This window comes from Arcobacter denitrificans (SeqCode) (assembly GCF_048571185.1).
GTDB lineage: Bacteria > Campylobacterota > Campylobacteria > Campylobacterales > Arcobacteraceae > Arcobacter > Arcobacter denitrificans.
Genome location: NZ_CP182350.1, coordinates 1,757,617 through 1,781,985, shown reverse-complemented (window position 1 = coordinate 1,781,985; position 24,369 = coordinate 1,757,617). Strand labels below are relative to the sequence as shown.

Annotated in this window: 29 protein-coding genes; 23 read left to right on the top strand and 6 right to left on the bottom strand. The window is 29.2% G+C overall.

Annotated elements, in window-relative coordinates; translation table 11 throughout:
* Positions 1 to 194: 194 nt before the first annotated feature.
* The 11 genes from nosZ to ACNI28_RS08920 all read left to right on the top strand — a co-directional run bounded on the left by nosZ (position 195) and on the right by ACNI28_RS08920 (position 9,965).
* Positions 195 to 2,789 carry a Sec-dependent nitrous-oxide reductase gene (nosZ, locus tag ACNI28_RS08970; RefSeq protein WP_419763919.1) on the top strand — a complete coding sequence of 865 codons (2,595 nt, stop codon included), beginning with the start codon at positions 195 to 197 and terminating at the stop codon, positions 2,787 to 2,789.
* 144 nt (positions 2,790 to 2,933) lie between these two features.
* Positions 2,934 to 3,710: a cytochrome C gene (locus tag ACNI28_RS08965; protein ID WP_419763918.1), complete on the top strand. Its 777-nt coding sequence runs from the start codon at positions 2,934 to 2,936 to the stop codon at positions 3,708 to 3,710.
* A gap of 9 nt (positions 3,711 to 3,719) precedes the next feature.
* A complete protein-coding gene (gene nosD / locus ACNI28_RS08960) occupies positions 3,720 to 4,934 on the top strand; it encodes a nitrous oxide reductase family maturation protein NosD (RefSeq protein WP_419763917.1) in 1,215 nt (404 codons plus the stop codon).
* Between the two features lies 1 nt (position 4,935).
* On the top strand, positions 4,936 to 5,658 hold the full coding sequence (locus ACNI28_RS08955; RefSeq protein ID WP_419763916.1) for a 4Fe-4S dicluster domain-containing protein: 723 nt from the start codon (positions 4,936 to 4,938) through the stop codon (positions 5,656 to 5,658).
* Positions 5,658 to 6,203 carry a c-type cytochrome gene (locus ACNI28_RS08950; protein WP_419763915.1) on the top strand — a complete coding sequence of 182 codons (546 nt, stop codon included), beginning with the start codon at positions 5,658 to 5,660 and terminating at the stop codon, positions 6,201 to 6,203. The genes ACNI28_RS08955 and ACNI28_RS08950 overlap by 1 nt, the downstream gene beginning before the upstream one ends.
* Positions 6,203 to 6,643: a c-type cytochrome gene (locus ACNI28_RS08945; RefSeq protein ID WP_419763914.1), complete on the top strand. Its 441-nt coding sequence runs from the start codon at positions 6,203 to 6,205 to the stop codon at positions 6,641 to 6,643. Before ACNI28_RS08950 ends, ACNI28_RS08945 begins: the two co-directional genes overlap by 1 nt.
* A 10-nt stretch (positions 6,644 to 6,653) precedes the next feature.
* Positions 6,654 to 7,559, top strand: coding sequence for a NapH/MauN family ferredoxin-type protein (locus ACNI28_RS08940; protein ID WP_419763913.1), 906 nt, complete (start codon positions 6,654 to 6,656; stop codon positions 7,557 to 7,559).
* On the top strand, positions 7,556 to 8,194 hold the full coding sequence (locus ACNI28_RS08935; protein ID WP_419763912.1) for an ABC transporter ATP-binding protein: 639 nt from the start codon (positions 7,556 to 7,558) through the stop codon (positions 8,192 to 8,194). Before ACNI28_RS08940 ends, ACNI28_RS08935 begins: the two co-directional genes overlap by 4 nt.
* Positions 8,181 to 8,645 (top strand): hypothetical protein, encoded by a 465-nt coding sequence (locus ACNI28_RS08930; RefSeq protein ID WP_419763911.1) that lies wholly within the window; start codon positions 8,181 to 8,183, stop codon positions 8,643 to 8,645. Before ACNI28_RS08935 ends, ACNI28_RS08930 begins: the two co-directional genes overlap by 14 nt.
* A 9-nt stretch (positions 8,646 to 8,654) precedes the next feature.
* Positions 8,655 to 9,482 (top strand): ABC transporter permease, encoded by an 828-nt coding sequence (locus ACNI28_RS08925; protein WP_419763910.1) that lies wholly within the window; start codon positions 8,655 to 8,657, stop codon positions 9,480 to 9,482.
* Between the two features lie 9 nt (positions 9,483 to 9,491).
* Positions 9,492 to 9,965, top strand: coding sequence for a nitrous oxide reductase accessory protein NosL (locus ACNI28_RS08920; RefSeq protein WP_419763909.1), 474 nt, complete (start codon positions 9,492 to 9,494; stop codon positions 9,963 to 9,965).
* Positions 9,966 to 10,007: 42 nt separating this feature from the next.
* On the opposite strand, the gene ACNI28_RS08915 is transcribed toward ACNI28_RS08920, so the two are convergent.
* Both ACNI28_RS08915 and ACNI28_RS08910 read right to left on the bottom strand, forming a co-directional pair.
* A complete protein-coding gene (locus tag ACNI28_RS08915; protein ID WP_419763908.1) occupies positions 10,008 to 10,559 on the bottom strand; it encodes a precorrin-2 dehydrogenase/sirohydrochlorin ferrochelatase family protein in 552 nt (183 codons plus the stop codon).
* On the bottom strand, positions 10,559 to 11,452 hold the full coding sequence (locus ACNI28_RS08910) for a glycosyl transferase (RefSeq protein WP_419763907.1): 894 nt from the start codon (positions 11,450 to 11,452) through the stop codon (positions 10,559 to 10,561). Before ACNI28_RS08910 ends, ACNI28_RS08915 begins: the two co-directional genes overlap by 1 nt.
* 225 nt (positions 11,453 to 11,677) lie before the next feature.
* Between ACNI28_RS08910 and ACNI28_RS08905 the strand changes: the two genes are divergently transcribed.
* The 6 genes from ACNI28_RS08905 to ACNI28_RS08880 all read left to right on the top strand — a co-directional run bounded on the left by ACNI28_RS08905 (position 11,678) and on the right by ACNI28_RS08880 (position 16,553).
* On the top strand, positions 11,678 to 12,007 hold the full coding sequence (locus ACNI28_RS08905) for a hypothetical protein (RefSeq protein ID WP_419763906.1): 330 nt from the start codon (positions 11,678 to 11,680) through the stop codon (positions 12,005 to 12,007).
* Between the two features lie 13 nt (positions 12,008 to 12,020).
* Positions 12,021 to 12,713: a c-type cytochrome gene (locus ACNI28_RS08900; RefSeq protein ID WP_419763905.1), complete on the top strand. Its 693-nt coding sequence runs from the start codon at positions 12,021 to 12,023 to the stop codon at positions 12,711 to 12,713.
* Positions 12,703 to 14,121, top strand: a complete 1,419-nt coding sequence (locus ACNI28_RS08895; protein ID WP_419763904.1) for a cbb3-type cytochrome c oxidase subunit I — start codon at positions 12,703 to 12,705, stop codon at positions 14,119 to 14,121. Before ACNI28_RS08900 ends, ACNI28_RS08895 begins: the two co-directional genes overlap by 11 nt.
* 10 nt (positions 14,122 to 14,131) lie before the next feature.
* Positions 14,132 to 14,284 carry a hypothetical protein gene (locus tag ACNI28_RS08890; RefSeq protein WP_419763903.1) on the top strand — a complete coding sequence of 51 codons (153 nt, stop codon included), beginning with the start codon at positions 14,132 to 14,134 and terminating at the stop codon, positions 14,282 to 14,284.
* 115 nt (positions 14,285 to 14,399) lie between these two features.
* On the top strand, positions 14,400 to 16,118 hold the full coding sequence (locus ACNI28_RS08885) for a cytochrome D1 domain-containing protein (RefSeq protein WP_419763902.1): 1,719 nt from the start codon (positions 14,400 to 14,402) through the stop codon (positions 16,116 to 16,118).
* Between the two features lie 57 nt (positions 16,119 to 16,175).
* A complete protein-coding gene (locus tag ACNI28_RS08880) occupies positions 16,176 to 16,553 on the top strand; it encodes a hypothetical protein (protein ID WP_419763901.1) in 378 nt (125 codons plus the stop codon).
* On the opposite strand, the gene ACNI28_RS08875 is transcribed toward ACNI28_RS08880, so the two are convergent.
* A complete protein-coding gene (locus ACNI28_RS08875) occupies positions 16,539 to 17,156 on the bottom strand; it encodes a tetratricopeptide repeat protein (RefSeq protein ID WP_419763900.1) in 618 nt (205 codons plus the stop codon). The genes ACNI28_RS08880 and ACNI28_RS08875 overlap by 15 nt on opposite strands.
* 126 nt (positions 17,157 to 17,282) lie before the next feature.
* On the opposite strand from ACNI28_RS08875, the gene ACNI28_RS08870 reads away from it, so the two are divergent.
* Genes ACNI28_RS08870 through cobA form a run of 4 tightly spaced genes read left to right on the top strand, consistent with a single transcriptional unit; the run spans position 17,283 to position 20,556 of the window.
* On the top strand, positions 17,283 to 17,609 hold the full coding sequence (locus tag ACNI28_RS08870; RefSeq protein WP_419763899.1) for a c-type cytochrome: 327 nt from the start codon (positions 17,283 to 17,285) through the stop codon (positions 17,607 to 17,609).
* Complete coding sequence (locus ACNI28_RS08865) at positions 17,609 to 18,727, top strand: radical SAM protein (protein WP_419763898.1); 1,119 nt, start codon at positions 17,609 to 17,611, stop codon at positions 18,725 to 18,727. Before ACNI28_RS08870 ends, ACNI28_RS08865 begins: the two co-directional genes overlap by 1 nt.
* 10 nt (positions 18,728 to 18,737) lie before the next feature.
* Complete coding sequence (locus ACNI28_RS08860; RefSeq protein WP_419763897.1) at positions 18,738 to 19,823, top strand: cytochrome D1 domain-containing protein; 1,086 nt, start codon at positions 18,738 to 18,740, stop codon at positions 19,821 to 19,823.
* Position 19,824: 1 nt separating this feature from the next.
* Entirely contained in the window at positions 19,825 to 20,556 is a 732-nt protein-coding gene (cobA, locus tag ACNI28_RS08855; protein WP_419763896.1) for a uroporphyrinogen-III C-methyltransferase, read from the top strand.
* 20 nt (positions 20,557 to 20,576) lie between these two features.
* On the opposite strand, the gene ACNI28_RS08850 is transcribed toward cobA, so the two are convergent.
* The 3 genes from ACNI28_RS08850 to ACNI28_RS08840 all read right to left on the bottom strand — a co-directional run bounded on the left by ACNI28_RS08850 (position 20,577) and on the right by ACNI28_RS08840 (position 22,762).
* Positions 20,577 to 21,209 (bottom strand): Crp/Fnr family transcriptional regulator, encoded by a 633-nt coding sequence (locus ACNI28_RS08850; protein ID WP_419763895.1) that lies wholly within the window; start codon positions 21,207 to 21,209, stop codon positions 20,577 to 20,579.
* A gap of 75 nt (positions 21,210 to 21,284) precedes the next feature.
* On the bottom strand, positions 21,285 to 22,382 hold the full coding sequence (locus ACNI28_RS08845; RefSeq protein ID WP_419763894.1) for a cytochrome-c peroxidase: 1,098 nt from the start codon (positions 22,380 to 22,382) through the stop codon (positions 21,285 to 21,287).
* Positions 22,379 to 22,762: a hypothetical protein gene (locus ACNI28_RS08840; RefSeq protein ID WP_419763893.1), complete on the bottom strand. Its 384-nt coding sequence runs from the start codon at positions 22,760 to 22,762 to the stop codon at positions 22,379 to 22,381. The genes ACNI28_RS08845 and ACNI28_RS08840 overlap by 4 nt, the downstream gene beginning before the upstream one ends.
* Positions 22,763 to 22,966: 204 nt before the next feature.
* Between ACNI28_RS08840 and ahbA the strand changes: the two genes are divergently transcribed.
* Positions 22,967 to 23,974 carry a siroheme decarboxylase subunit alpha gene (ahbA, locus tag ACNI28_RS08835; RefSeq protein ID WP_419763892.1) on the top strand — a complete coding sequence of 336 codons (1,008 nt, stop codon included), beginning with the start codon at positions 22,967 to 22,969 and terminating at the stop codon, positions 23,972 to 23,974.
* Entirely contained in the window at positions 23,971 to 24,363 is a 393-nt protein-coding gene (locus ACNI28_RS08830) for a hypothetical protein (RefSeq protein WP_419763891.1), read from the top strand. The genes ahbA and ACNI28_RS08830 overlap by 4 nt, the downstream gene beginning before the upstream one ends.
* Positions 24,364 to 24,369: the final 6 nt, after the last annotated feature.

The following is a 24,369-nucleotide window of genomic DNA, read 5'->3' as shown; positions in this document are numbered from 1 at the left end:
TATATATCAATAATTCAAAACTCACTAATAGTTATAATGCTACATAAATGCTATTTTATAGTTTAATAAAAACATTGAACTCATCTAGTTAATTATGCATTTAATTATTTATTTTATAAATAATACATTTATGGATTAGTTTTTGGTGGTGCTTAAACTATAAGGTTACTAAATTAGTATAAAAGGGAGAAGAAATGAAAAATCTTAATAGAGTCACTTCGCTATTAATAGGGAGTGCTTTAGCTGCAACTGTATCAACCGCAAGTGATAGTACTCTTCAAAAAGTTATGAAAGATAGAGGTTTGAATGAACAAGATGTTATTCGAGCTGCTAAAACTTATAACCCAACAGGAGTAAAAGATGAATATGTAATATTTTCATCAGGTGGACAATCTGGACAAGTAATTGTATATGGTGTTCCTTCAATGAGAATTCTTAAATATATTGGTGTATTTACACCAGAGCCTTGGCAAGGTTACGGCTATGATAAAGATTCATTAGCTATTCTTAGACAAGGGGATGTAAGAGGAACAGAAATTAATTGGGGAGATACACATCACCCAGCACTTTCTGAAAAAGATGGTAAATATGATGGTAAGTGGCTAGCTATTAATGATAAAGCAAATCCAAGAATTGCTGTTATTGATTTGGCAGATTTTGAAACAAAACAAATTGTTCCAAACCCAGTATTTAAATCAAATCATGGAGGAGCATTCTTTACTCCAAATTCTGAATATATTATAGAAGCATCACAATATGCTGCTCCTTATGATAATGAATATCACTCAATTGAAGACTATAAAGAGTCTTATAGAGGTGGTGTTACTATGTGGAAATTTGATGACAATATTGGTCGAATTCTTCCAAAAAATTCATTTACTATTGAAATGCCTCCATATCATCAAGATTTAAGTGATGCAGGAAAAGGAGCAAGTTATGGATGGGGATTTACAAACTCATTTAATACAGAAATGTATACAGGTGGAATTGAAGTTGGTAATCCACCAAATGAAGCTGGTATGTCAAGAAATGACACAGACTTTTTACATGTATACAACTGGGGAAAACTTGCAAAAATTGCAAAAGATCCTAAAAATGTTAAAGTTGTAAATGGTCATAATGTAATACCTATTGAAGTTGCAGTAAAAAATAATGCACTTTTCTTAATTCCTGAACCAAAATCACCGCATGGTGTTGATGTTTCTCCAGATGGTAAATATATGATTGTATGTGGTAAATTAGATACTCATGCTTCTGTTTATTCTTTTGAAAAAATTAAAAAACAAATAGATAACAAAGACTTCGTGGCTAAAGACCCATATGGTATCCCTATCTTGGATATGAAAAAATCTTTACATGGTCAAGTTGAATTAGGACTTGGGCCTTTGCATACACAATACTCACCCGTTGATGGACAAGTGTATACATCATTATATGTTGATTCACAAGTTGTTAAATGGGATTATAAAAACCTAAAAGTATTAGATAAAGAAAATGTACACTATAACATTGGACATTTAGCTGGTATGGAAGGTAAAACTTCTGATCCTCAAGGTAAATATATTATTGCATTAAATAAATTATCTATTGATAGATTTCAAAATGTTGGTCCACTACATCCTCAGAATCATCAATTAATTGATATATCGGGTAAGACAATGGATTTATTAGTGGATATGCCTTTACCGTTAGGAGAGCCTCACCAAGCAGTTGGAATTAGAGCTTCAAAACTTCACCCACATATTAGATATACAATGGGTACAAATACAAAAACTGGTAAAGAGCACATTGGTAAAACTTTAGCTGGACAAGAAAGAATAGAAAGAGATGGGAAAAATGTAACAGTATATTCTACATTAGTAAGATCTCATATTAACCCTGAAAGAATAACAGTTAATAAAGGGGATAAAGTTACCATTCACATGACAAACTTAGAAAGAGCCCAAGATGAAACTCATGGGTTTACAGTTGGTGGTTTTGATCAACATGCCTCACTAGAGCCAGGAGAAACTACAACAATTGAATTTATTGCCGATAGAGAAGGTGTTTTCCCTTACTATTGTACTGAATTTTGTTCAGCTCTTCATTTAGAAATGATGGGTTATTTAATGGTAAAAGATCCTAACAAAAAATATGTTAGTGCAAATAAAATGAAAATACAATCAATGAGTCCAGCTGAATTAAAAGCTGAATATGACAAAGTTGTTGCGGTAAATGCAGCAACAGATTCAGTTATTCAAAGTGTTGTTGCCTTCTTAAAAGCTAACGGCTTTGATAAACATAAAGTTGTTGCTGACTTAGTAACAGATGCATTTGACCAATATGGGCAAATTCCTGATGAAAAGAAAAAAGCTAATGCTGCCTTTAAAGCTGGTGATGTAGAAAAAGCAATTTTACATGAAGGTATGATTTGGCAATTAATGGTTAAAACAGCTGATGTTGGAATTAGAGCTAAAGATGCATTAGTGCGAAAAATAGCTACAGAACAATCTGCTGCTGCTGCTAGAGGTGAAAAAGCATTTGCAGAGGGTGGATGTAATGGTTGTCACGTTATTGGAAAAGTATCTTCGGGTCCTGATTTAACGGGTGTTTTATCTAGACATGAAAATGCAGAAAAATGGGTAAGTGAATTTATTTTAGACCCAGAAGCTAAATACAAAGAACCTTACATAAAAGCAATGATTGATTACTTTAATTTAAAAATGCCTAATCAAGAAATGAGTGAGAAAGAAACAAAAGATATTATTGAATATCTAAAATGGGTAGATGATAACGCTAATCTATTCTAATCTTGATAAAACAGAAGATTCATCTCTTCTGTTTTATTGATAGCTATCAATACAAATAATAACTATGCTAGCTATAATTAATGTAGATGATTTATTTAAACATTTTAGAGTGTTTTAGTAAGTTATCTAATAAAGGATTTATCCATGCACACAAGTTTTAAAAAATCAAAAGTATTTGCTTTTTTAGCACTATTTATCTTGACCATAAGTTTTACAATTCCTGTAGTATTTTTTCATGGTGCACTTAATAATATTCATAATAACAAAGAAGTATCAGCAATTTCAACAACAATATGGAATTTATATTCACTAAATAAATATGTAAGTACAAATACACCAAAAGAGGCTTCAAATGATTTGACTAAAATGATTGAATCAGCTTCTGAAATAGGTGCAGCTTCTCTGCCTATTTGGTCAGTATCACTTGAAGCACCAAATTATCCAAAAGAAGCATTTCCTATGGGGATTCCCGTGTATTTTCATTTTGATGGATTTACTGGAGAAGTACATGAAATGAATACAATTAATCACTATATTGGGATGGATCCAATGTGGAGAGGAGGACAATTTGAAAGAGAAATTGCTCCTTATGCATTATTATCATTATGTTTAATTATGATTCTTTTTATTGCTTATAATAAAAAGATATTTTCATATTTTATGTTTATTCCTGTATCTCTACCATTCTTATTTATAGCAGATTATGCTTATTGGCTATATTGGTTTGGACATAATTTACATGATTGGGGAGCTTTTAACATAAAACCTTTTATGCCAACAGTTTTTGGAGATGGTAAAGTTGCTCAATTTATCACGCACTCATATCCTGGTATTGGCTTTTATTTACTTGTAGCAATAAGTTTGTTAAGTCTTTTAGCAATATTATCAAGAAATAAAGCTATAAAAGAAAGTAGTTTATAAGTACCTATGATGAAAAAGTATTTAATGGTTATCCTATCAATATTATCATTTTCAAATGCAACTATCTTGCAAGATGCAATTAACAATGCTCAGGATGGTGCTATTTTAAAACTTTCAGATGGTATTTATGAAGGTAATATAGTAATTGATAAACCCTTAACTATTTTAGGTGTGGGAGAGAATGTAATAATTAGTGCAAAGGGTAAAGGTACTGTTATTACTATAAATAGCTCTTTTGTAACATTAAAAAATCTAAAGGTTCAAAATTCTGGAGATAGACATGATAAATTAGATGCTGCAATTGTTATAAAAAAAGCTACTCAATGTGAAATATCAAATATTAAAATTACAAATTCTTTATTTGGAATAGACTTACAACAAGTAAGTAATACATTAATATCTAACAATTATATTCAATCAAAAGATTTAGATTTAGGATTAAGAGGTGATGGTATTAGGCTTTGGTATAGCAATGATAACATTATAAAAAATAATCATTTATACAAATCAAGAGATATGGTTGTTTGGTATTCTCATGGAAATATAATAGAAGATAACAAGGCTGAATATGGGAGGTATTCTCTTCACTTTATGTATGCTGGGAAAAATATAGTTAAGAATAATCATTATAAATTTAACTCTGTTGGAATATTTTTTATGTATTCAAAAGATACTATCGCATCAAATAATACAGTACAAAGTTCTTTAGGTAATACAGGTATGGGTATTGGGTTAAAAGAAGTTAGTGGATTTACACTAAAAGATAATACTTTAATTTACAATGCAAGAGGTATGTATATAGATAGATCTCCTTTTGATAAAGAGAATAGAAATACTATTTCAAATAACAATATTCTATACAACACAGAAGGTATGCACTTTCATTCAGTATGTGAAGATAATGATATCAATAATAATCAAATAATAGGCAATATAGAAGATGTAGTAAATAATACAAGAGGTGGAAAGATTTATAACAATAACTGGAACAATAACTATTGGGATAATTACGAAGGATTTGATAAGAATCTTGATAATATTGGGGACAATCCTCACAAAATTTATAAATATGCAGATAAATTATGGCTTAACTATCCTGAAGTTAAATATTTTTATGGCTCACCTATAGTTTCAATGTTAAATTTTCTAGCAAAACTTGCACCATTTACCCAACCTCTATTTTTAGTAGAAGATAAAAAACCTATAATGTTTAGGGGAGAATAAAATGAAACAAAAAAGAAGAGAGTTTATAAAGTTTTCAACACTAGGAATATTGGGGCTAGTATTGGCAGGAGGTGTTGCAGGAGTACCTTATTTAAAGGCAAAAACTTTAAAAGTCAGACCTCCAGGAGCTCTAAATGAAGATGATTTTTTAGCACTATGTATTAAATGTGGTCAATGCCTACAAGTCTGCCCATACCATAGTATTGAACTTGATTCTTTATTTACAGGGCATGGAGTAGGAACTCCTTATATAGATACTTTAAATCGTGCATGTTATTTGTGTACAGCTCTTCCTTGTGTTTTAGCTTGTCCCTCAGGAGCACTAGACCATAATGTTTCTAAACCAGAAGATTTAAAACCAATGGGAATAGGTGTATTAGACAATTCTAATAGATGTATTGCTATTTCAGAAGAAATAGTTGAGAAAAAACATATCCGAAAAATATATTCTCATTCTAATTCCAATGAACAAGAAGTTGAAGTATTAGAAAAACTTGAAACCTTTGTAGGAAAAGCTTGCACAATTTGTGCAGATATGTGCCCTTATCCAAACGCAATTGAAGCAATTGAAATGATTGACAATGGAAGTAAAGGGGGCTTTCAACCACAGTTTAATGACAAATGTATAGGGTGTGGAGTTTGTGAAGAGTTATGTCCTACAAATGCAATTACAATTAAAGCTCGTTTGACATATGACGATTATTATATAAAAGGTAAAAGATAATGAAATTAAAAATTATAAGTTTAACAATATGTTCTTTATTTATTTTAACAGCTTGTTCTGATAAAAAAGAAGAAAAAGTAGAAGTAACACCTACAGTTGCAGGGAAAATTGAGGTTACACAAAAGAATGATATTTATGAAAAGAAAGTTGAAGAAAAAGAGGCTCAAAAAGATAGATCTTATTATTACTCTTATAATAAGGAAAAAGTTAAAGATATTGAAAGAACAACTTTAAATGCAAATATAAAAGTACGTTCTCCTTATGAAAAGGTTGAAATTTCAATGTTAGTTGGTAAATTAAGTAAGGAGTTTATTGTGAAATGCTCTGCATGCCATAATGATTATGCAAATGGAGTTATTGGGCCTTCTCTTATAAATAAAGATGAAAAGTTCATTTATGACTCAATATCTTCTTTTAAAAAAGATACTAATAAAAATGTTTTAATGAGCCAATTAGTAAAACAAATGCCAGAAGAAGAGATAAAAAAACTAGCAAAAGAAATTGCAAATTTTAATATGCAAATACGAGAATTAAAGGCTAAATAATGAAAAATATAATTGTAGGACTTTCAACCCTAATAATTGTTGGATTAATGGTATATGTAGCTTCTATAGGAAAAGCATTTCAAGGTGGAGAAGCTGGCAAAATTATTGAAGATATAAAAACATTTAAAAAAGCAGAAGTATCTCAAAAAGAAAATACTGAACTTAATTCTTTAAAAGATAGAGCTGGAAATGTATCAGAATTTAAAGTATCACAAAACTTCAAAAGTAAATGTGCATCTTGTCATGGAGTTGATGGAAAAGGAATTTTAGGACCTAACCTTTTTGGAAAAACATCACAAGAAATTTATACTTCTTTAATCGAATACAAAAGTGGAAGAAAAGAAAATCCAATTATGAGAGGCTTACTTATGAAGATAGAAGAATCAGAATTAAAAGAATTAGCTGATGAAATTGGCTCTTTTAAAGATAAGGTAAAATAGAGGTCTTATTATGGATAAGTTTAATAATAGAACGACTATTGAAAATAGTTCTTTTTTATCAACCTTTATAGAGAAAAAAAAAGATGGTAAACATACATTAAGTATAAGAGCAAAAAGATACATAAGTGTTATTTCTATTCATCTTATTTTCTTTTTATCTTTTTTTATTGATATTCAGGTTTTAGAAGGAACACTTAGTGCTTCAAGATTTTTGGGATTTCATTTAATTGATGTTTTTACTACAATTGAAGTATTTGTAGCTACTTATCATATGCCAATAAATATGATTATTGGTACGATTACTATCATTATAGTCTATTTAATAATAGGAGGCAGATCTTATTGTTCATGGGTATGTCCATATGGAATTATTAGTGAAATTGCAGAAAAACTAAATAATAGTTTAATAAAAAGAGAAATAATTAAAGAGAGAATATTCAATAAAAATATTAAATATATTTTTTGGTTAATATTTTTAATAATGGCTTTTACAAGTGGATATATAGTTTTTGAAACAATAAATGTTGTTGGAATACTAAGTAGAGCAATTGTATATGGATGGTCAGTAGGACTAATTTGGGTCTTATTAGTATTAGCCATCGAAATATTTTATTCAAGAAGAGCTTGGTGTAAATATATTTGTCCAATAGGTACAACATATGGAGCTATTGGCTGGGTTAGTGCGACAAAAATTGAATGGAATGATAATTGTGATCACTGTATGGTATGTCATGACGTCTGCTTTGAAAATCATGTATTAGAATTAACCAAAGCAAAATATGATAAAGAACGAAAAGAAAAAGGTATCAAGAATCAATACGTTACTAGTGGAGATTGCACATTGTGTGGAAGATGTATTGATGTATGTCACTCAGATGCTTTAAAAATTGATTTTAGGTTGAAAAGTATATTATGATAAAAATAAAAAACTTAACAAAAAAATTTGGAAATACTTTATCCTTAGATAATATAAGTTTAGAGTTAAAAATAAATGATCATGTAGCCCTTATGGGGCCAAATGGAGCAGGTAAGACTACACTAATTAGGTTATTATTAGGTTATTATCATGCAAATAGTGGGGATATTTTAATAAATGATTTAAATCCCATAAAAGATAGAATTAATATACTAAAAAAAGTTAGTTTTGTTCCCCAACTTCCACCTCCAATTAAATTAAGTATAAATGAACTATTGCACTATATTTGCACTAGTACAAATATAAATAAAGAATTAATTTATCATTATTGTAAAGAAATGGAGTTGGAAATAAATCCAATATTAAATAAATCATTCTTTAAATTATCTGGTGGGATGAAACAAAAACTACTAATTGCAGTATCTTTAGCTAAGAATTCAGAAATCATGGTTTATGATGAACCAACTGCTAACTTAGATCCAAAAGCAAGAGATAATTTTTATAGACTTTTGAAACAAAATGATAAAGAAAAAATCATGCTTTTTGTTACGCATAGATTAGAGGAAGTTAAAAACATAACAAATAGACAAATATATTTTGATTTAGGAAAGGTAATTAGTGATGAAAAAATTTAAAAGTATTGTATTTTTATTTTTTGCTATTTTTTTTATCTCATGTAGTGATTCAAGCTCTACAAAAAGTGATATAAAAAAGATGCATTGGGATAGAGATATGTGTGATAGATGTAAAATGGTTATTAGTGAAAAAAAGTTTGCGGTACAAGTTATAAATCCAGTTACAAACCAAACATTTCTATTTGATGATTTAGGGTGTGCTATATCTTGGTTTGAAGAAGAGAATCAAACTTGGTTTAAAGAAGCAAAAATTTGGATTAATGATGCACACGACGGGTCATTTATTGATGCAAAAAAAGCTATTTATACAAAAGAAAATATTACTCCAATGGGTTATGGTTTTAGTGCATATACACAAAACACTAAACCTAAAAATGAAAAATACTTCTCATTTACAGAGAGTGTTAATCTAATAAAAATGAGAAATGATCAATATCATCAAGAAAAGTAGGAAGTAAAAATGAGTAATCTTTTATTAGTTGCATTCTTAGATTTAAAAGAATCAATAAGAGCCAAATGGTTTTTAGTTTATACTCTTGTATTTGGTGGATTAATTGCTATTTTTTTTATTACAGGAGTAACACAATCTCAAGTGATGGGATTCAATGGTTTGAGTAGATTACTTTTAATGTATATTCAAATTACTATTGTAATTTTACCAATTTTTATTCTAATTACAACAGTTAGATCAATTTCATCAGATAGGGATAGCAATATATTAGAATATATGCTCTCTTTTCCTATTTCATTAAAACAATATTATTGGGGTAAAGTTATAGGGAGATTTATTACTGTATTTTCACCTGTTTTTTTAGCAATGATAGTAGCAATAATTATTGGAATAATAAAAGGAGCTTCAATTCCATGGAGTATACTGTTTTTATATTCTGGTCTTATTTTTTCTTTATGTTTATCATTTTTAGGAATTGCTTTTTTTATATCAACTGTTGTTAAATCATCTGAAGTATCTTTAGGAATTGCATTTTTTGTTTGGATTTTTCTTTTGGCATTTATTGATATTGCACTTATCTCTTTAATGCTACAAAATAGAATGAGTGAAGAGCTTATTATTGGTATATCACTACTTAATCCATTAGAAGTTTTTAGAGTAGCTGCAATTTCACTTTTTGATCCAGAACTTACAGTAATGGGTCCTGTTGCATATACTATTTTAGATAAAGTAAATCAAAAAGTTTTCGTTATTTTATCAATTATTTATCCAGTAGTTTTAGGTTTTGCTTTTGCATTTATGGGGTTAATCACTTTTAAGAAAAAAGATTTAGTATAGGAAAATATTATGTTTAAAAAAAGTATATTTGGATTGTTATTAATTAGTACATTGGGGATATGTTCACAAATCACATATTTAAAAGAAGATGTGGGAGTTATAAGAAAAATAAATCTTAGTAAGAATCCTGTTTGGGTTGCACAAATCACAACAAATAAAGGTAAAAAAGTTCTCTTTTGTTCTCCAAAATCAATGTTTGAATTTTATTATAGGCCTCATCTTTTTAAAGAGTATGAAGCAACTAGTTCTGATGATTTGGATGAAATATTAGTAACTGATTATAAAAGTTTAAAAGCTATAAATGGAAGAAATGCTTACTATGTTTATGGTTCATCAAAAACTTCACCTTCGGGAGATGATTTAGTTGCTTTTGAAAAAAAAATAGATGCAAAAAATTTTGCATCTAACTATAATGGAAAAAGAATATTTAGATTTTCTAAAGTATCATTTGCTTTGATTGAACTTTTAAATGGAGACATATAAAATAAATATAAAACAAAGAGTTAAAGTTCTCTTTGTTTAAAACTATTTCCAACTTTGTATAAAACTCTTACTTCTTTTTTTTAACATCTCCATTCTACTCTTTCCTTTTGGTAAAGTAGTTCTTAGTGTTTTCATCTCTTTTAAAAAACTCCCTACACTACTTGGAATAATACTTTCTAAATAGCTTTTTAGCTCTTTAGAAAAAGAAGGTGAAGTCCCAGAGGTAGAAATAGATATTATTAAATCATCTTTTTTTAATATAGAAGAAAAAGTAAAATCACATAACTCTAAAATATCTGAACAATTATATAGAACATTTGTCTCTCTTGTATGTTGATAAATCTCTTTTTGAAGATTTATATTATCAATACAAGCTATTACTATATTAAAACCTTCTATATCTTTTTTTTCATACTCTTTTTCTATAATCTTTATATCAAGCTCTTTTATCTCTTCACTTATCTTTGGAGCAAGAACAACTATATCATTTGTAAAATCCAATAATTTATTTATTTTGTTTGTTGCAATTTTACCTGCACCAATAATTAAAATCTTTCTGTTTTTTAGATTTAAAGATATAGGAAAGTTATTCATTAGTCTAACATCTCATAGGCACTTCCTATATCATCTGCTTTATTTGCACAAAATAGATGTAAGGCTGCATTTAATTTTGCAAGCTTTTCTAATTCTGAACTTGGATTATTGATTTCCTTTATCGCTTCATCTAAAGTGATGTTTTCAAAAGTTTTATTGTAATTTATTCCATAGTATTCAGGGTCAATTATAAACTCCTCAAGTCCATCTTCTGTTTTAAGCCAAGCTTTTGATTTAGCAAAGAGTTCAGGTCTTCCCTCAGCTGCTTTTACTACAACAAACTTTTCATAATTTGAAGCAAAAATCTCACTATATTTTTCCACATAGGGTTTGTGATAAGCAGAAGTTAATGCAAATCTTGAATTTGCAGGATTAAGAAGTTTTTCCACTGTGTTAAAAGCACTTCTTAGTTGTAATAGTTTTCTTAAGTCTGTTATTGCACTTAGTTTTGGCAAAAAATCTTTTCTATCAAAATAGTGAATATTATCATCTAATTTTATATTTGTAGCAATATCTTTTACTGTAATTCCATCTTTAGCAGGTTGCATAATATCTCCACTTACTACAATATCTAAGTCAAACTTTTTCAAATACTTTGCAACAAGAGGAAATAGATATGTTCCATCTGTTTTACCATCATAAGGAAATCCTAGCTCTATTGAGTTTGGAATGTTTACCTTTTTTATATATTCATTACAAACATCTAATGTTGCTTTCAATTCTGCATTTGTTTCAAGTCTTACTCTCCAACCAAGTAAAAATGCAACTATTAATTCACTTTGAACTTCTTGATTTAATATTTGTCTAATACAATCTTTCATCTCTTCTTGTGTCAATTCCCTATTTGATTTGGGGCCTGTTCCAACTGCTTTTATATATTTAAAAAAATTCATAACTACCTCATTTATTTAATGTGCTTATATTATATAACACTATTCTTATAATTTAGAATTATTTTCTATTTAAAAATAAATATATACAAATACTTCTTAACTTAATAAAATATTAATTTATACAAATACTTTTTTTTATTAAAATAATTGACAAATATCAATTTTTTTTTTTAACTTTTCTACTAAACTTTTGAATAGTTCAGTATATGAATTAGGAGAAAATATATGGAAATAGCACCTTTAATTATTAGACCAGAAATTCCTCTGGAGAATTTCTTTCCTATATTTTTATCATCCGCAATGGTAATTATACTAGGGCTTGGATACATTGGTATTTATACTATTGTCCGATTAGGCAAACTTCATAAAAGTTTTATGCCAGCAGCATATGCTTTTTGGGTTGCACAAACATACTGTTTATACTACCTTGGTGTTTTAATAAAAAGTGAACCATTTACACAATATGTGTTATTTGGAGCGATGGTTGGTTTCCTACTAATTCCACACTTCGTATACTTTTTAATGGAAAAAACCCACGAGTCAGTAGAACATTAAAAAGGAGAAAACGGTGGCTAAAAAAGAAGTCTCTGTATGGGGAAGTAATAGGTTTTGGCAAAGATCAGCAGCTTGGGTTACTGGGTTTAGTGCTATGTTACTAATTTGGTTGACATTTGACACTGTACCTCAAATTGCTATGGGTACAGATAAAGATATCCAAAGTGGAATAACTAAAAGAGTTCCCAGTCCAACTGTTATTAATTACAAAATTAGTTACGACATGAGTGAAAAAAGAGGTCATGAGGTACCAGTTATTGGTGGAAATGACGGAGAAGGAAATAGTATGTTTACTGAAAAAGAGAAATTTTTTGGTAGAGATGATTATTCACAAGAAGAAGCGGCTGATTTACTACACTTAGGTAAATTAGGAACGCAAGCAAAAAACTGTATGGATTGCCATACATTACTTGGAAATGGTGCATATTATGCTCCTGATTTAACTAAAGCTTGGTTAGATCCTATGTGGAGTGAAAATGGACCTTATAGAGGAATGACAGGAAAAGCAACTAAAGAAGAAGCTATGGCAGAATTTTTAATGCATCCTTCACAATATCCTACACACGCAAGAATGATGCCAGACCTTGGTATCACAGAAGATGAGGCAAAAGGTATTGTTGCTTTCTTAAAACATATGTCTTCAATTGACACAAATGGTTTCCCTAGAAACTTTGGGAAAATGCAAGGAGCTGTAAATGGCAAATAATTTAAAATTTGAATCTCAAAGACTTGGGACTTGGTATTTTGCTGTAGCAGCAACACTTTTTGGTGCACAGTTATTGTTTGGTTTAATTGCAGCAACTCAATTTGTTGTTCCAGGTTTTCTTTTTGAAACATTAGATTTTTCGATTGCAAGAATGGTACATATTAATGCATTAGTTGTATGGTTATTATATGCAATGATTGGTGCTGTATATTATATAATGCCTGATGAAACGGGAATTGAAACAGTAGGTGTTGGTATTGGAAAATTACTATTTTTTGTTCTAACTGCTGCTGTTACTGTTGTTGTTTTAGTATATCTTTTTATTCAAGTTGGGCCTGCAAAAGAGTCTACAATTTGGTTAATTACAGAAGGTAGAGAATACATAGAAGCTCCAAGATGGGCAGATATTGGTATTGTTGTAGTTGTACTTGGTTTCTTAGCTAATGTATATTTAACTGCAATGAAAGGTGAACGAACTGGTATCATGACAGTTATTATGGCTGATTTACTTGCACTTGCAGGTTTATACCTTGCTGGTATGTTCTTTACAGATAATATCTCTATGGATCAATACTGGTGGTGGTGGGTTATCCACTTATGGGTTGAAGCTACATGGGAAGTATTTGTTGCTTGTTTAGCTGGTTATGGTTTAATTAAAACTATTGGTGCAGATAGAAGAATCGTTGAAATGTGGTTATGGATTGAAGTATCAATGTTATTTGGTTCTGGAATCTTAGGAATTGGACATCACTATTTCTGGATTGGTACTCCTGAGTACTGGTGGGAAATTGGAGCATTATTCTCTGCACTTGAACCTGTTCCATTAATTGGTATGTTTGTACACGTATTATATGACTGGGGTAAAGAATCTGGTCATGCAGCTGCAAATGGAACAAAACACACTATTTCAAATACACCTGCATTTAGCTGGTTTGTTGTAAATACATTTGGTAACTTTATTGGTGCTGGTATTTGGGGATTTATGCATACGCTACCTCAAATCAACCTTTATACACATGGTACACAATGGCCAGCGGCACACGGTCACCTTGCTTTTTATGGTGCATATGCTACTATTTTAATAGGTATGTTTTATATGGGTGTTCAAGGTTCAAATGGAATTAAAGAGTTACGCGCAACTTTTGCTTCTAAAATGGCAATTACTTTAATTACAACCGGTGTTGTTGGTATGACAATCGCATTAACTGCTTCTGCTTATGTTCAAACAATGGTAGAAAGAGCACAATGGGGTGCAACATGGGAAGGTTTCTTTGCTGCACAAGAATCAGTATGGTTCATGCAAGGTATGGGATGGAGACTGGCAATGGGTGTTGTTACATTCATTGGATTTATTTACTTAGTAAAAGATTTATTAAGTACAGGTTCTAATCCTAAACACGTAAAATAAGGAGTACAAAATGTTTGAAGCATTTACAGATGTAGTTCCAAGTTTTTTTGGAACACTAAATCAAGGACCTATGACTTTAACAATTTTTCTTCATACGGTAATAATTTTACCTATGTTTTTTCTTTATAGACAAGAAAAAAAGAGATTGGAAAACGAGCAATAAAATAAAAATCAAATAGGAGTTTTTCTCCTTTTGATTTAAGAAACTCGACAAAGGTAATCAATCTTTTGATTATGCTTTGCCAATAATTGTGTAATTTAAATATAAGGAGACTAGTATGAAATTAACAAAAGTTTTGAGTATGACGGCACTTTCGGCAATGGTTGCAACTTCAATGTTTGCAGGAACTTCAAATATGGATTTTCCAAAAGTCTATGAAAAAGAGTGTCAAGGTTGTCATGGACCTATTCACCAAGGTGGAGTTGGTTCAGATTTAAGACCAGGAGCATTAAAGAAAAAAGAGAGACATGTATTAAGAGATGCAATTATGACAGGTGTTCCTAAAACAGCTATGCCTCAATGGAATCACATGTTCTCAAAAGATGATGCTGATGGTATGGTTGATTGGTTAATGGATTGGAAAGACAATACTAACTATAAATTAGACTTTGATCAAATTTATAGTACATGGACAAAATTAGCTGACAGAGAAGCGTTAGCTAAAAAATACAAAAAATCTCACGATACTAAATCTGTATTAGATATTACATTTGCTACAGAAAGAGATGCATCGTTAGTTGACTTTATTGATTCAACAAATGGAAAAGTTTTATCTAGACATAAAGCTGGATTTGCTGTTCACGTTACAGTAACTAACAAGAAAAACCCAAGATATGCTTACTCTATTTCTAGATCTGGTAGATTAACTATGTTTGATATCGCGGCACCTGGTCAGCCTGCACTTGCATCTGTTCAAGTTGGTTTTGAATCAAGAGGTCTTGCTGTATCTCCAGATGGTAAATATGTAATTGCTGGTAACTACACTCCTGGTGGAGCTGTTTTATGTGATGCAATGACTTTAGAGCCATTAAAAGCATACGATACATCTGCAGTTATTAATACTGAAGGTCAAATTGAAGCTTCAAGAGTTGCTTCTTTAGCAGATACACCATATGGTCCTTACTTTGCAATGGCATTAAAAGATGCGGGTAGAGTATATATTATTGATTATTCTAAACCTGACTTCCCAATCGTTGGAGATGTTCCAAATATTGGTAAAGTTCTTCATGATGCATTCTTAAATGAAGATGAAGGAAAAGATTTTGGTAGATACTATATGATTGCTTCTCAAGGAAGTGATGTTATTGGTATTGTTGATTATAAAAACAAAAATTTAGCTGCAAAAGTTTATACAGGAAAAAAATCAAAACCACATCCAGGTCAAGGTTCTTCTTGGTATAACAAAAAAATGGGTAAACAGTTACACGCAACTGTTTCTATGAACATTGGTTCTGTTGTTATTTGGGATTCAAACTGGAAAGTTGTTAAAAAAGTTAAAACATCTGGTGGTGGATTATTCGTAGGAACTGCTCATCATACTCCATATATTTGGGCTGATACAGTACTTGGAAGTCCTGAAACTTATAATGAAGTTTATTTAATCAATAAAGAGACTTTAGAAGCTGATAAAATAGTAAAAGTTGGAAAAACAAAAGGTCAATTAATTGATGCTAAAACTAAAAAAGTATTACAAACTTGGGATGCAACACAATATAAAACTGTAACATTCCCTGAATCTGATCCTGAAATTGGTAAAGATAAAGTTATTGAATATACTGATAAAGTTGGTGAAAAAGTTAAAAACCCTGTTCAACCAAGATTACTTCATGCTGAACCTGCAAATCATGGTAAATGGACTATGATTTCTGAGTGGACAACAGGAAGAATTGGTATTTATGAATCTGATAGTGGTAAATTTGTTAAATATATTAACAACTTAACTACTCCTACATTTACATATTCTGTTGAACACAGACAAACTATTCCTGGTGCATAATTAGGAAGATAAATCTATTCATCTCTTAGGAGATGAATAGTATTTATTTTAATACCCATGTTAAAAAACCTACTACCTATATTTTTATTTATATCAACTCTATATTCACAAAATATCTCTTGGCATTCAAACTATGACAAAGCATTAATAAAAGCACAAAATGAAAATAAGAATTTATTTATTTTGCTTGTAGATACAAAAGAAAAGTCAAAAAAACTATTAGCTAAATTGCAGAGTAAAAAAGAGATTGTTGATTTATTAAATAAAAGATTTATACCTATTCTTATCAATATAAACTATAAAACAAGTTATCCAATAGAGTTATATTATACAACGAAGTTTCCCACAATATTTATTGTTGATTCAAAGTTAGAGTTAACATTAGAAGAGCCAATATATGATATTGACTCATTAGAGGAATTAAAACTTTTCTAGTTCAAACTCTTTCCATAAAGCATTTGCTTTTATACTTCCTTTTGCTTTTGCCTTTTTAATATAATATGCAGCTTTTTTCATATCTTTTTGTACTCCTTGTGCAGAGATATAAATATACCCAAGATTTATTTGAGCATTAATACTTCCTAAATCTGCAGCTTTTTTATAGTATTCTATGCCTGTTATATTATCAACTTTTGTACCCATACCAACTGTATATATAAATCCAAGATTGTATAAAGCTTGCTCATTATTTTTATCTGCTTCTTTTTTAAATAGTTCAATTGCTTTTTTATAATCTTTTTTTACACCAAAGCCTTTCATATACATATTTGCTAAACTCATAATAGCATAAGAATTTCCATCTTTACTAGCTTCTTTTAACCAATACATTGACTCCTTTGAATTCCTTTCTACACCATCACCATTTGCATAAATAATATATAAATTATATTTCGCTTGGGAATTGTTTTCTTGAGAACTCTTCTTAAAAAATTCAATTGCTTTTTTATACTCTTTATTTTTATATGCTCGTAATCCATCATCATAATTACTTGAATAAACAAAAATAAATGTAAGTAGCAAAAACAAAATAACCTTCATAACTACTCCTTCTAATTTAAGTTCATCATTATACTTACAAACTAAAAAACAATACTTGATAAGTGTCAATTACAAAATCTTAATGTTTATGTTAATATCTTCTTATTAAATAATAAAGAGTAAATAATGATTAGATATTATTTCAAAATAACAGTTTTATTCTTACTTCTTAACAGCCTTGCAGTTGCAAAACAAGACTTAAATGGAGAAGGTGTATTTAAAACTTACTGTTGGGGCTGTCACCATCAAACATCAGTTGCCTTTGGTCCTTCTTTTGAAAGTATTGCAAATAAAAGAACTATGGGCGAAATTCAAGGTCATATAATCGCACCAAAATCAACATATAAACAACTAGGTCATAAACGTTCTGTTATGCCCTCTTTTAAAGAAAAACTAAATCAAAATGAATTAGATGCAATCACATCTTTTATCTTACAATATAAGAGTAAATAATGTTTAGATTATCAAACCTAATAAAATCAACCTTTCAAGATGTAAAATCAAGAAGTTTAAATGGCTCTATTATGATATGGAATTTTACAAATCGATGTAATCTTTTATGTCACCACTGTTATTCAAAAGCTGATGCAAATGAAAAAGACACTTTAACTTTTGAACAAATATCACAAACAATACCAAAACTTAAAAAAGCTGGTGTTAATTTTGTGATATTTTCAGGAGGAGAACCTCTTATAAGAAGTGATATTTATGATATAGCAAAGGTGATGAAAGAGAATAACATCATGACCTATTTATCAACAAATGGTATGTATATAAACCATAAAAATGTAAAAAAAGTCATAAATACTTTTAATTATATTGGTATTTCAATTGATGGAATAGAAGAGGTTCATGACCATTTTAGGGGACTAGAAGGTTCATATAAAAAATCAATTGAAGCCATAAAACTAATCCAAGAACATGGTGGAAATGCAGGAATTAGATTTACACTCACAAAAGAGACAGAGAGTAGCTTTTACAAGATGTTTGAGTTATGTGAAAAACTAAATGTAAATAAACTTTATATATCACACTTAGTTTATTCAGGAAGAGGTTTAGATAATCTAAAAATTGATATTTCAAAAGAAAAAAGAAGAGAATATGTAGATTTTATTATCAATAAAGCCTTCGAGTATTACAAAAATAATAGTAATATTGAAATCGTTACAGGAAACATGGAGATGGATGCAATAATGCTTCTACAAAAGTTTGAAAAAGATTATCCAAATTTTGCACAAAAACTAAAAGAAAAACTACTTACATGGGGAGGAAATTCTGCAGGAAATAGACTTGGAAATATGGATTGGGCAGGAAATGTCAAGCCAGATCCTTTTTTCCCAATTACAATTGGAAACTACTTAAAAAAAGATTTTGATAAGGTTTGGTTAGATGAAGACAATGAACTTTTAAGAAACTTACGAAAATTTCCAAGAGAAATTAGTGGTAAATGTTCACAATGTAAATACTTAACTATTTGTAACGGGGGCTCAAGAAGTAGAGCTTATGCAATTAGTGGAGATTTATGGAGTGAAGACCCATCATGTTATTTATATGATGAAGAAATAAACTAAAAGGATATATATGAAACTTTTATTACTTGCACTTTTACTTTTTACAAGTATTAATGCCAAAGAGAAAATTTTTGTAGTTGAAAGAGAGAGTTCATCTCTAGCTACAATTTATAAGGGTCTTCAACGAACACATATTGAAGGTATGCACAATATGAACCATGGAGTTGTAAAGTTTGAAGGTAAAGATGCTTATGTTATTTCAAGAGATGGGTATGTTATAAAATTTGACCCAAAATCTGAAAAAATCACAAATGAGTATAAAACATCAAAATCTGCAATTGGATTTGTTATTGGCAAAAATTATGTTGCAGTGGCAAACTATGATGATAAAAGTGTAGACATATTAACAAGAGACTTAAAACCTATTAAAAAAATAAAAACAAACTCAAAAAATGTTGGTATAAAAATTTACAACAGTTTTTTAATCTTTTCTCAAATGGATAATGATACTATTTCAGTTTTTAAAGATATAAATGAAGGAGAACCACTTCCTAATTTTAAACTTTTTAAAGAGTTTAAAGAAGTGGGAGAACTTCCTTTTGATGCAATGATTAAAGATAATAATTATATTGTAGGGTTTTTTACTTCAAAACATTATGGAGTAGTTGATTTAGATACAATGACTTTCAAAAAGATTAAAATATTTTTAGGTGAAAATAGAAAAATGGTTTTAAAAGTGCCACATTTTGGATTTTGGTCAATTGGCGGAGATAAAGTATTTGTCCCTGCTGTTGGAGATAATAAAGTTTTAGTTTATGATAATAAATTTAATTTTGTTAAAAACATAAAAACACAAGGTTTACCTGTATTTACTGCTCTAAGTCCTGATAAAAAATATTTAGCAGTTACCTATTCAGGAAAAGACTTTCCAACTATTCAAATAGTTGATACAAAAACATTAAAGATTATTCAAACCTTTAATTTTAATGGAAAAGTTTTACACATAAGATGGTCAAATCAAGATGACTATTTATATGTATCAGTAAATGATGCAAATATGGTTTCAGTTATTAATACGCAAGAGTGGTTTGTAGAAAGAGAAATCTTTAATATAGAAAAACCATCAGGAATATTTATTTATGAGGACGGAGAATAAAATGGCAAAAGTATACTTAACAGGTGCAGGTCCAGGCGATATAGAACTTATGACGCTAAAAGCAGCTCGTGTTGTAAAAGAAGCTGATGTGATTATATATGACAGACTTGCAAATCCAGAGATTTTGGATATGGCAAAAAAAAGCTGTGAAATGATTTATGTTGGAAAAGAAGATGGGAAACATAGTGTTCCCCAAGACAAAATAAATGAAATAATTTATCAAGCAAGTTTAAAATATGAAAATATCGTAAGGCTAAAAGGTGGAGACCCTTTTGTTTTTGGACGTGGGGGAGAAGAAGCTATTTACTTATATGATAGAGGTATTAAATTTGAAATAATCCCAGGTATAACTTCAGCTGTTTCTGTTCCAGCATATGCAGGAATTCCTGTAACACACAGAGGAATCACAACTTCTTTTAGAGTTGTAACTGGACATGAAACACCTAAAAAGAAAATATCACAGTTGGAATGGGAAACTTTTCTAAATGATGAAACAATAGTATTCTTAATGGGCTTTCATAATATAAAACTAATAACAACAAAACTAATGGGTTTAGGGAAAAGAAAAGATTACCCTTGTGCAGTAATCTCAAAGGGTACAACACCTCAACAACAAGTCGTAACTGGAACATTAGAAGATATTGTAGAAAAATCTAAAGATTTACCAACACCTGCAATTATTGTAGTTGGAGAAGTTGTAAAATTAAGAAAAGAGATTGGATGGTTTAAATAAAAGGCTATTTTGCCTTTTATTTAACAAAAATAACTTTTTAAAGCATCTTTATCAACAAACTTTTTTGAGGTATTGATTATATTCTCATCTTTTAAAGTTCTTAAAACTCTAGATAGAGTCTCTGGTGATATATTTAAAATCTCTGCAACCAAAATATTCTTAGTTTTGAAAAAATCTTCTGTATGATCATAAATATATTTTGCAACTCTCTCTTGTGAATCCAAAACAATATGCATAGAGATTACATTTTCTAGATTTCTTATTTTTTTGATTAAAGAGGTCATGATTTTGTATGATAAAGCAGGATTTTTGTGAATAATCTTTTTAAGTTCTTCAAAGTCAATCTTTAATATTTCAATATCTGTAAAAGCTTGTGCAGTTGCAGGGTAATTAATATTTTCAAAGTTTGCAACCTCAGCAATTGTCTCATTTGAATGAAAGTATTTTAAAATCACCTCTTTATCATGGGAAGTAACTTTATATAATTTAATAATACCTTTAGTTAATAAAAACATATTCTTTGATTCATCACCTTCATAAAAAACTACGGAATCCTTTGGAAGTGTTAATTCAGTGGACAAATTCTCTATTTCTTGGATAATCTCTGTATCTAAATCTTTAAATAGAAATAAATCTTTAAGTTTTGCTTTCATTATAATCCTTTGACTAAAGCATATATATTATAATAATCCTATAAAAAAGAATTGACTTAAATCAATTTTGTCAATTTATTCTATGATTTTACCATCTAAAGTCTTTAAAAACTCTACTATTTCTTCTATCTCTTCTTGTGTAAAAATTTGTCCAAGTTGATATTTTCCCATAATCCTTACAGCTTCTTTTAACTCTTTTATCTCTCCATTATGAAAATATGGCGCAGTTCTTACAACATTCCTCAAACTTGGAACCTTGAATTTCTGCTCATTATTTAAGCCTTTAAAACCACCTGTATTTTCAAAAGGAAAAGAGTTGTCTTTTATTATAATTTCAGGTAAAAAAAAGTCTTTATTTGCAACAAATTCAATATCTAACCACTCATTCCACCATGAATGTAAAGGAAACTTTTGAATACTTTGAGAACCAATTGTAAGTCCAGCATGACAACCTTTACATCCTCGCGTAATAAATATACCTAATCCTTTTTTTGCTTTTTCATTAATAGCACTATCATCTCCATCTAGATAATCATCAAACGCCCCACGAGTAACTAGTGTTCTTTCATATGCAGCAATTGCATTTGTTACATTTTCAAAACTAACTTCTAAATTTTGTGATTTGAAATCTTTTATATAATTTTTATTTTCATTTACTCTTTTTACTATCTCTTCTTTACTCATATTCATCTCAAAACTTGCTTGAATTGGTCCAGAGGCTTGTTCTTCTACATTTTTTACTCTTCCATTCCAAAACTGTCTAAAATATAGTGATGAGTTTAAAACAGTTGGCGTATTTAAATGAAAAGGATTTTCTTGAAAAGCATCTCCAACAGCAGTTGGAAGGTTATCTGCTCCCCCATCTTTTAGCACATGACAAGTTGAACATGATATATCTCTATTTTGAGAAAGATTTTTATCATTAAAAAGTTTTTTCCCTAAACTAATCTTTTCTTTTGTAAGAGGATTATTTGGATTTGTATTGGTTAATTTTATGATTTCATCATAAGTTTTTGGCATAGAAGAAAAAGATCTAAGAGCTGCCATTCTAAGCTCATTATCATTTTCAAATGTTTTTAATTCTCTTTGGAAAAAAAGTGGTAATAAAGTAATTACCACATATACTAAAATACCGGCAACAACAATTATACCTACTTCAATAGCTTTTTTCATTTATTAAAAAAATGTTTTATCCAAGCTATCTCTTTTTCATCCTTTAAAATAATTACTGAAATAACTTTTTTATTATTATCTAGAACTTCTAGTCTATTGTTTTTTAATTGTAAATGTTCTTTTCCCCACTCTTTATCCAACTCATCTACTCTTTTTAATACTTCAGATGCAGGTGGTTTTTCTTTCTCTCCTGTTACTTTGTATTTAATAGTAAATCCACTCATACTAGGCTCTAGTACATATTTAAAATGTGGTTTCAATAAATTATAAACTCTTTTATTCTTTTCTTGGGGAATTGCATCATTAAATGATATATATCCTATTACAAAAAACCCAATAAAAAATCCTAATAATAGTAAATTACTAACTCTTTTATTCATTTTATCTCCAATTTATATGTACTTCTATTTTATTTAATTTAGTCTAACTAAAATAGATATAGCTATTCATTAACATACATCAAGAAAAAGCGATTATCTTATATAAATTTATATCAAAGAATCACTCCTTAAATCTTGTTTTAAGTCAATGTGAAAAAGTTTTTTAGTTGTTATAATTTTCTAGTTTTAAAAAAAGGCATTAGTATGAAAGATGAAATCTTATTAAAAATACAAAAAAGCTTTCCACTTGTAGCAAGACCTTTTGAGGCACTTGCGAATGAATTAAATATCACAGAAAATGAAGTAATAAAAATACTTCAAGATGCTAAAACAAATAATATTATAAGACAAACTTCTGCAATATTTGATACAAAAAAATTAGGTTATCAATCTTCTCTTGTGGCTTTTGAAATTGATGATGACAAAATTGAAGAAGCTGTAAAAATATTAAATTCTCATCCAGGTATTTCACATAATTATGAAAGAAATCATAGTTTTAATATTTGGTTTACAATGGCAGTTGCTCCTGATTCGATTTTAGGACTAGAACAAACAGTAGAAATACTCTCTAAACTTACAAGAGCAAATGACTATATTATTTTACCTACAATAAAACTTTTTAAAATTTCTGTTAAATTAGATACAACAAATAAAGAAGAAAAAAAAGAAAAAATTAAAAAAAGAGATTTTAAAGAACTTGAGTTAACTCCTTATCACTACGAAATTATTAAACTTCTTCAAGAAGATATTGAGTTTAAAAGTGAACCCTTTAAATTTATTATTGAAAAACTAGATATCACATATGATGAGCTATTTTGTATTATGCATGATTTTATAGAAGCTGGGATTATGAGAAGATTTGCTTCAATTTTAAATCATCGACGGGCAGGGTTTAATGCAAATGCAATGGTTGTTTGGGAAATAGATGAAGATAATGCTATAGAAATAGGTGAAGAAGCAGCAAGCTTTTCAGCTGTAAGTCATTGTTATTTAAGACCTAAATATAAAAACTGGAAATATAATCTTTTTACTATGATTCATGGGAAGACAAATACAGATACCCAAAATACAATTGACTCTATTTCAAAAAATATAAAGTATAAATCAAATATGGCATTATATTCTTCAAGAGAGTTCAAAAAAACAAGAATTAGTTACTTCTCCGATGAGTTTTCTAAGTGGGAAGAAAAAAATCAAAAAGGAATCGCATGAAATTTTTAGAATTGGAAGCTGCTTATTTAGTTATAGGAGCTTTTATAATGATTGTTACTATATATGTAACAACAAGACCTTTTATGGCAAAAAGTGCTTTTAAGATAGGAGTTACTGGAGTATTTATTCTATTATCTATTTTTATTGGCTTACACTATTATATTACAACAAATAGAATAGCTGAAGTAAGTGATAGATTTACTTCTGGAAAACCAGTAATATGCGAAAATAAAATACAAAGAAAAACAGAACAGTCAGTTATAATTTCAAAAGATTTGGGTTGGTCACTTAAAAATGACATCTTTACAAACCCACAATATAGTAGAGGTTTTCATTCTGCAAGATGTATAAGTTTATATACAAAAGAGTTTCCTAAACCTACAGAATAATAAGAT

What these genes read in the sequence shown, in the direction of transcription:
- nosZ (WP_419763919.1), top strand. Translation starts at nt 195, where the DNA reads ATGAAAAATCTTAATAGAGTCACTTCGCTATTAATAGGGAGTGCTTTA.
- ACNI28_RS08965 (WP_419763918.1), top strand. Translation starts at nt 2,934, where the DNA reads ATGCACACAAGTTTTAAAAAATCAAAAGTATTTGCTTTTTTAGCACTA.
- nosD (WP_419763917.1), top strand. Translation starts at nt 3,720, where the DNA reads ATGAAAAAGTATTTAATGGTTATCCTATCAATATTATCATTTTCAAAT.
- ACNI28_RS08955 (WP_419763916.1), top strand. Translation starts at nt 4,936, where the DNA reads ATGAAACAAAAAAGAAGAGAGTTTATAAAGTTTTCAACACTAGGAATA.
- ACNI28_RS08950 (WP_419763915.1), top strand. Translation starts at nt 5,658, where the DNA reads ATGAAATTAAAAATTATAAGTTTAACAATATGTTCTTTATTTATTTTA.
- ACNI28_RS08945 (WP_419763914.1), top strand. Translation starts at nt 6,203, where the DNA reads ATGAAAAATATAATTGTAGGACTTTCAACCCTAATAATTGTTGGATTA.
- ACNI28_RS08940 (WP_419763913.1), top strand. Translation starts at nt 6,654, where the DNA reads ATGGATAAGTTTAATAATAGAACGACTATTGAAAATAGTTCTTTTTTA.
- ACNI28_RS08935 (WP_419763912.1), top strand. Translation starts at nt 7,556, where the DNA reads ATGATAAAAATAAAAAACTTAACAAAAAAATTTGGAAATACTTTATCC.
- ACNI28_RS08930 (WP_419763911.1), top strand. Translation starts at nt 8,181, where the DNA reads ATGAAAAAATTTAAAAGTATTGTATTTTTATTTTTTGCTATTTTTTTT.
- ACNI28_RS08925 (WP_419763910.1), top strand. Translation starts at nt 8,655, where the DNA reads ATGAGTAATCTTTTATTAGTTGCATTCTTAGATTTAAAAGAATCAATA.
- ACNI28_RS08920 (WP_419763909.1), top strand. Translation starts at nt 9,492, where the DNA reads ATGTTTAAAAAAAGTATATTTGGATTGTTATTAATTAGTACATTGGGG.
- ACNI28_RS08915 (WP_419763908.1), bottom strand. Translation starts at nt 10,559, where the DNA reads ATGAATAACTTTCCTATATCTTTAAATCTAAAAAACAGAAAGATTTTA.
- ACNI28_RS08910 (WP_419763907.1), bottom strand. Translation starts at nt 11,452, where the DNA reads ATGAATTTTTTTAAATATATAAAAGCAGTTGGAACAGGCCCCAAATCA.
- ACNI28_RS08905 (WP_419763906.1), top strand. Translation starts at nt 11,678, where the DNA reads ATGGAAATAGCACCTTTAATTATTAGACCAGAAATTCCTCTGGAGAAT.
- ACNI28_RS08895 (WP_419763904.1), top strand. Translation starts at nt 12,703, where the DNA reads ATGGCAAATAATTTAAAATTTGAATCTCAAAGACTTGGGACTTGGTAT.
- ACNI28_RS08890 (WP_419763903.1), top strand. Translation starts at nt 14,132, where the DNA reads ATGTTTGAAGCATTTACAGATGTAGTTCCAAGTTTTTTTGGAACACTA.
- ACNI28_RS08885 (WP_419763902.1), top strand. Translation starts at nt 14,400, where the DNA reads ATGAAATTAACAAAAGTTTTGAGTATGACGGCACTTTCGGCAATGGTT.
- ACNI28_RS08880 (WP_419763901.1), top strand. Translation starts at nt 16,176, where the DNA reads ATGTTAAAAAACCTACTACCTATATTTTTATTTATATCAACTCTATAT.
- ACNI28_RS08875 (WP_419763900.1), bottom strand. Translation starts at nt 17,156, where the DNA reads ATGAAGGTTATTTTGTTTTTGCTACTTACATTTATTTTTGTTTATTCA.
- ACNI28_RS08870 (WP_419763899.1), top strand. Translation starts at nt 17,283, where the DNA reads ATGATTAGATATTATTTCAAAATAACAGTTTTATTCTTACTTCTTAAC.
- ACNI28_RS08865 (WP_419763898.1), top strand. Translation starts at nt 17,609, where the DNA reads ATGTTTAGATTATCAAACCTAATAAAATCAACCTTTCAAGATGTAAAA.
- ACNI28_RS08860 (WP_419763897.1), top strand. Translation starts at nt 18,738, where the DNA reads ATGAAACTTTTATTACTTGCACTTTTACTTTTTACAAGTATTAATGCC.
- cobA (WP_419763896.1), top strand. Translation starts at nt 19,825, where the DNA reads ATGGCAAAAGTATACTTAACAGGTGCAGGTCCAGGCGATATAGAACTT.
- ACNI28_RS08850 (WP_419763895.1), bottom strand. Translation starts at nt 21,209, where the DNA reads ATGAAAGCAAAACTTAAAGATTTATTTCTATTTAAAGATTTAGATACA.
- ACNI28_RS08845 (WP_419763894.1), bottom strand. Translation starts at nt 22,382, where the DNA reads ATGAAAAAAGCTATTGAAGTAGGTATAATTGTTGTTGCCGGTATTTTA.
- ACNI28_RS08840 (WP_419763893.1), bottom strand. Translation starts at nt 22,762, where the DNA reads ATGAATAAAAGAGTTAGTAATTTACTATTATTAGGATTTTTTATTGGG.
- ahbA (WP_419763892.1), top strand. Translation starts at nt 22,967, where the DNA reads ATGAAAGATGAAATCTTATTAAAAATACAAAAAAGCTTTCCACTTGTA.
- ACNI28_RS08830 (WP_419763891.1), top strand. Translation starts at nt 23,971, where the DNA reads ATGAAATTTTTAGAATTGGAAGCTGCTTATTTAGTTATAGGAGCTTTT.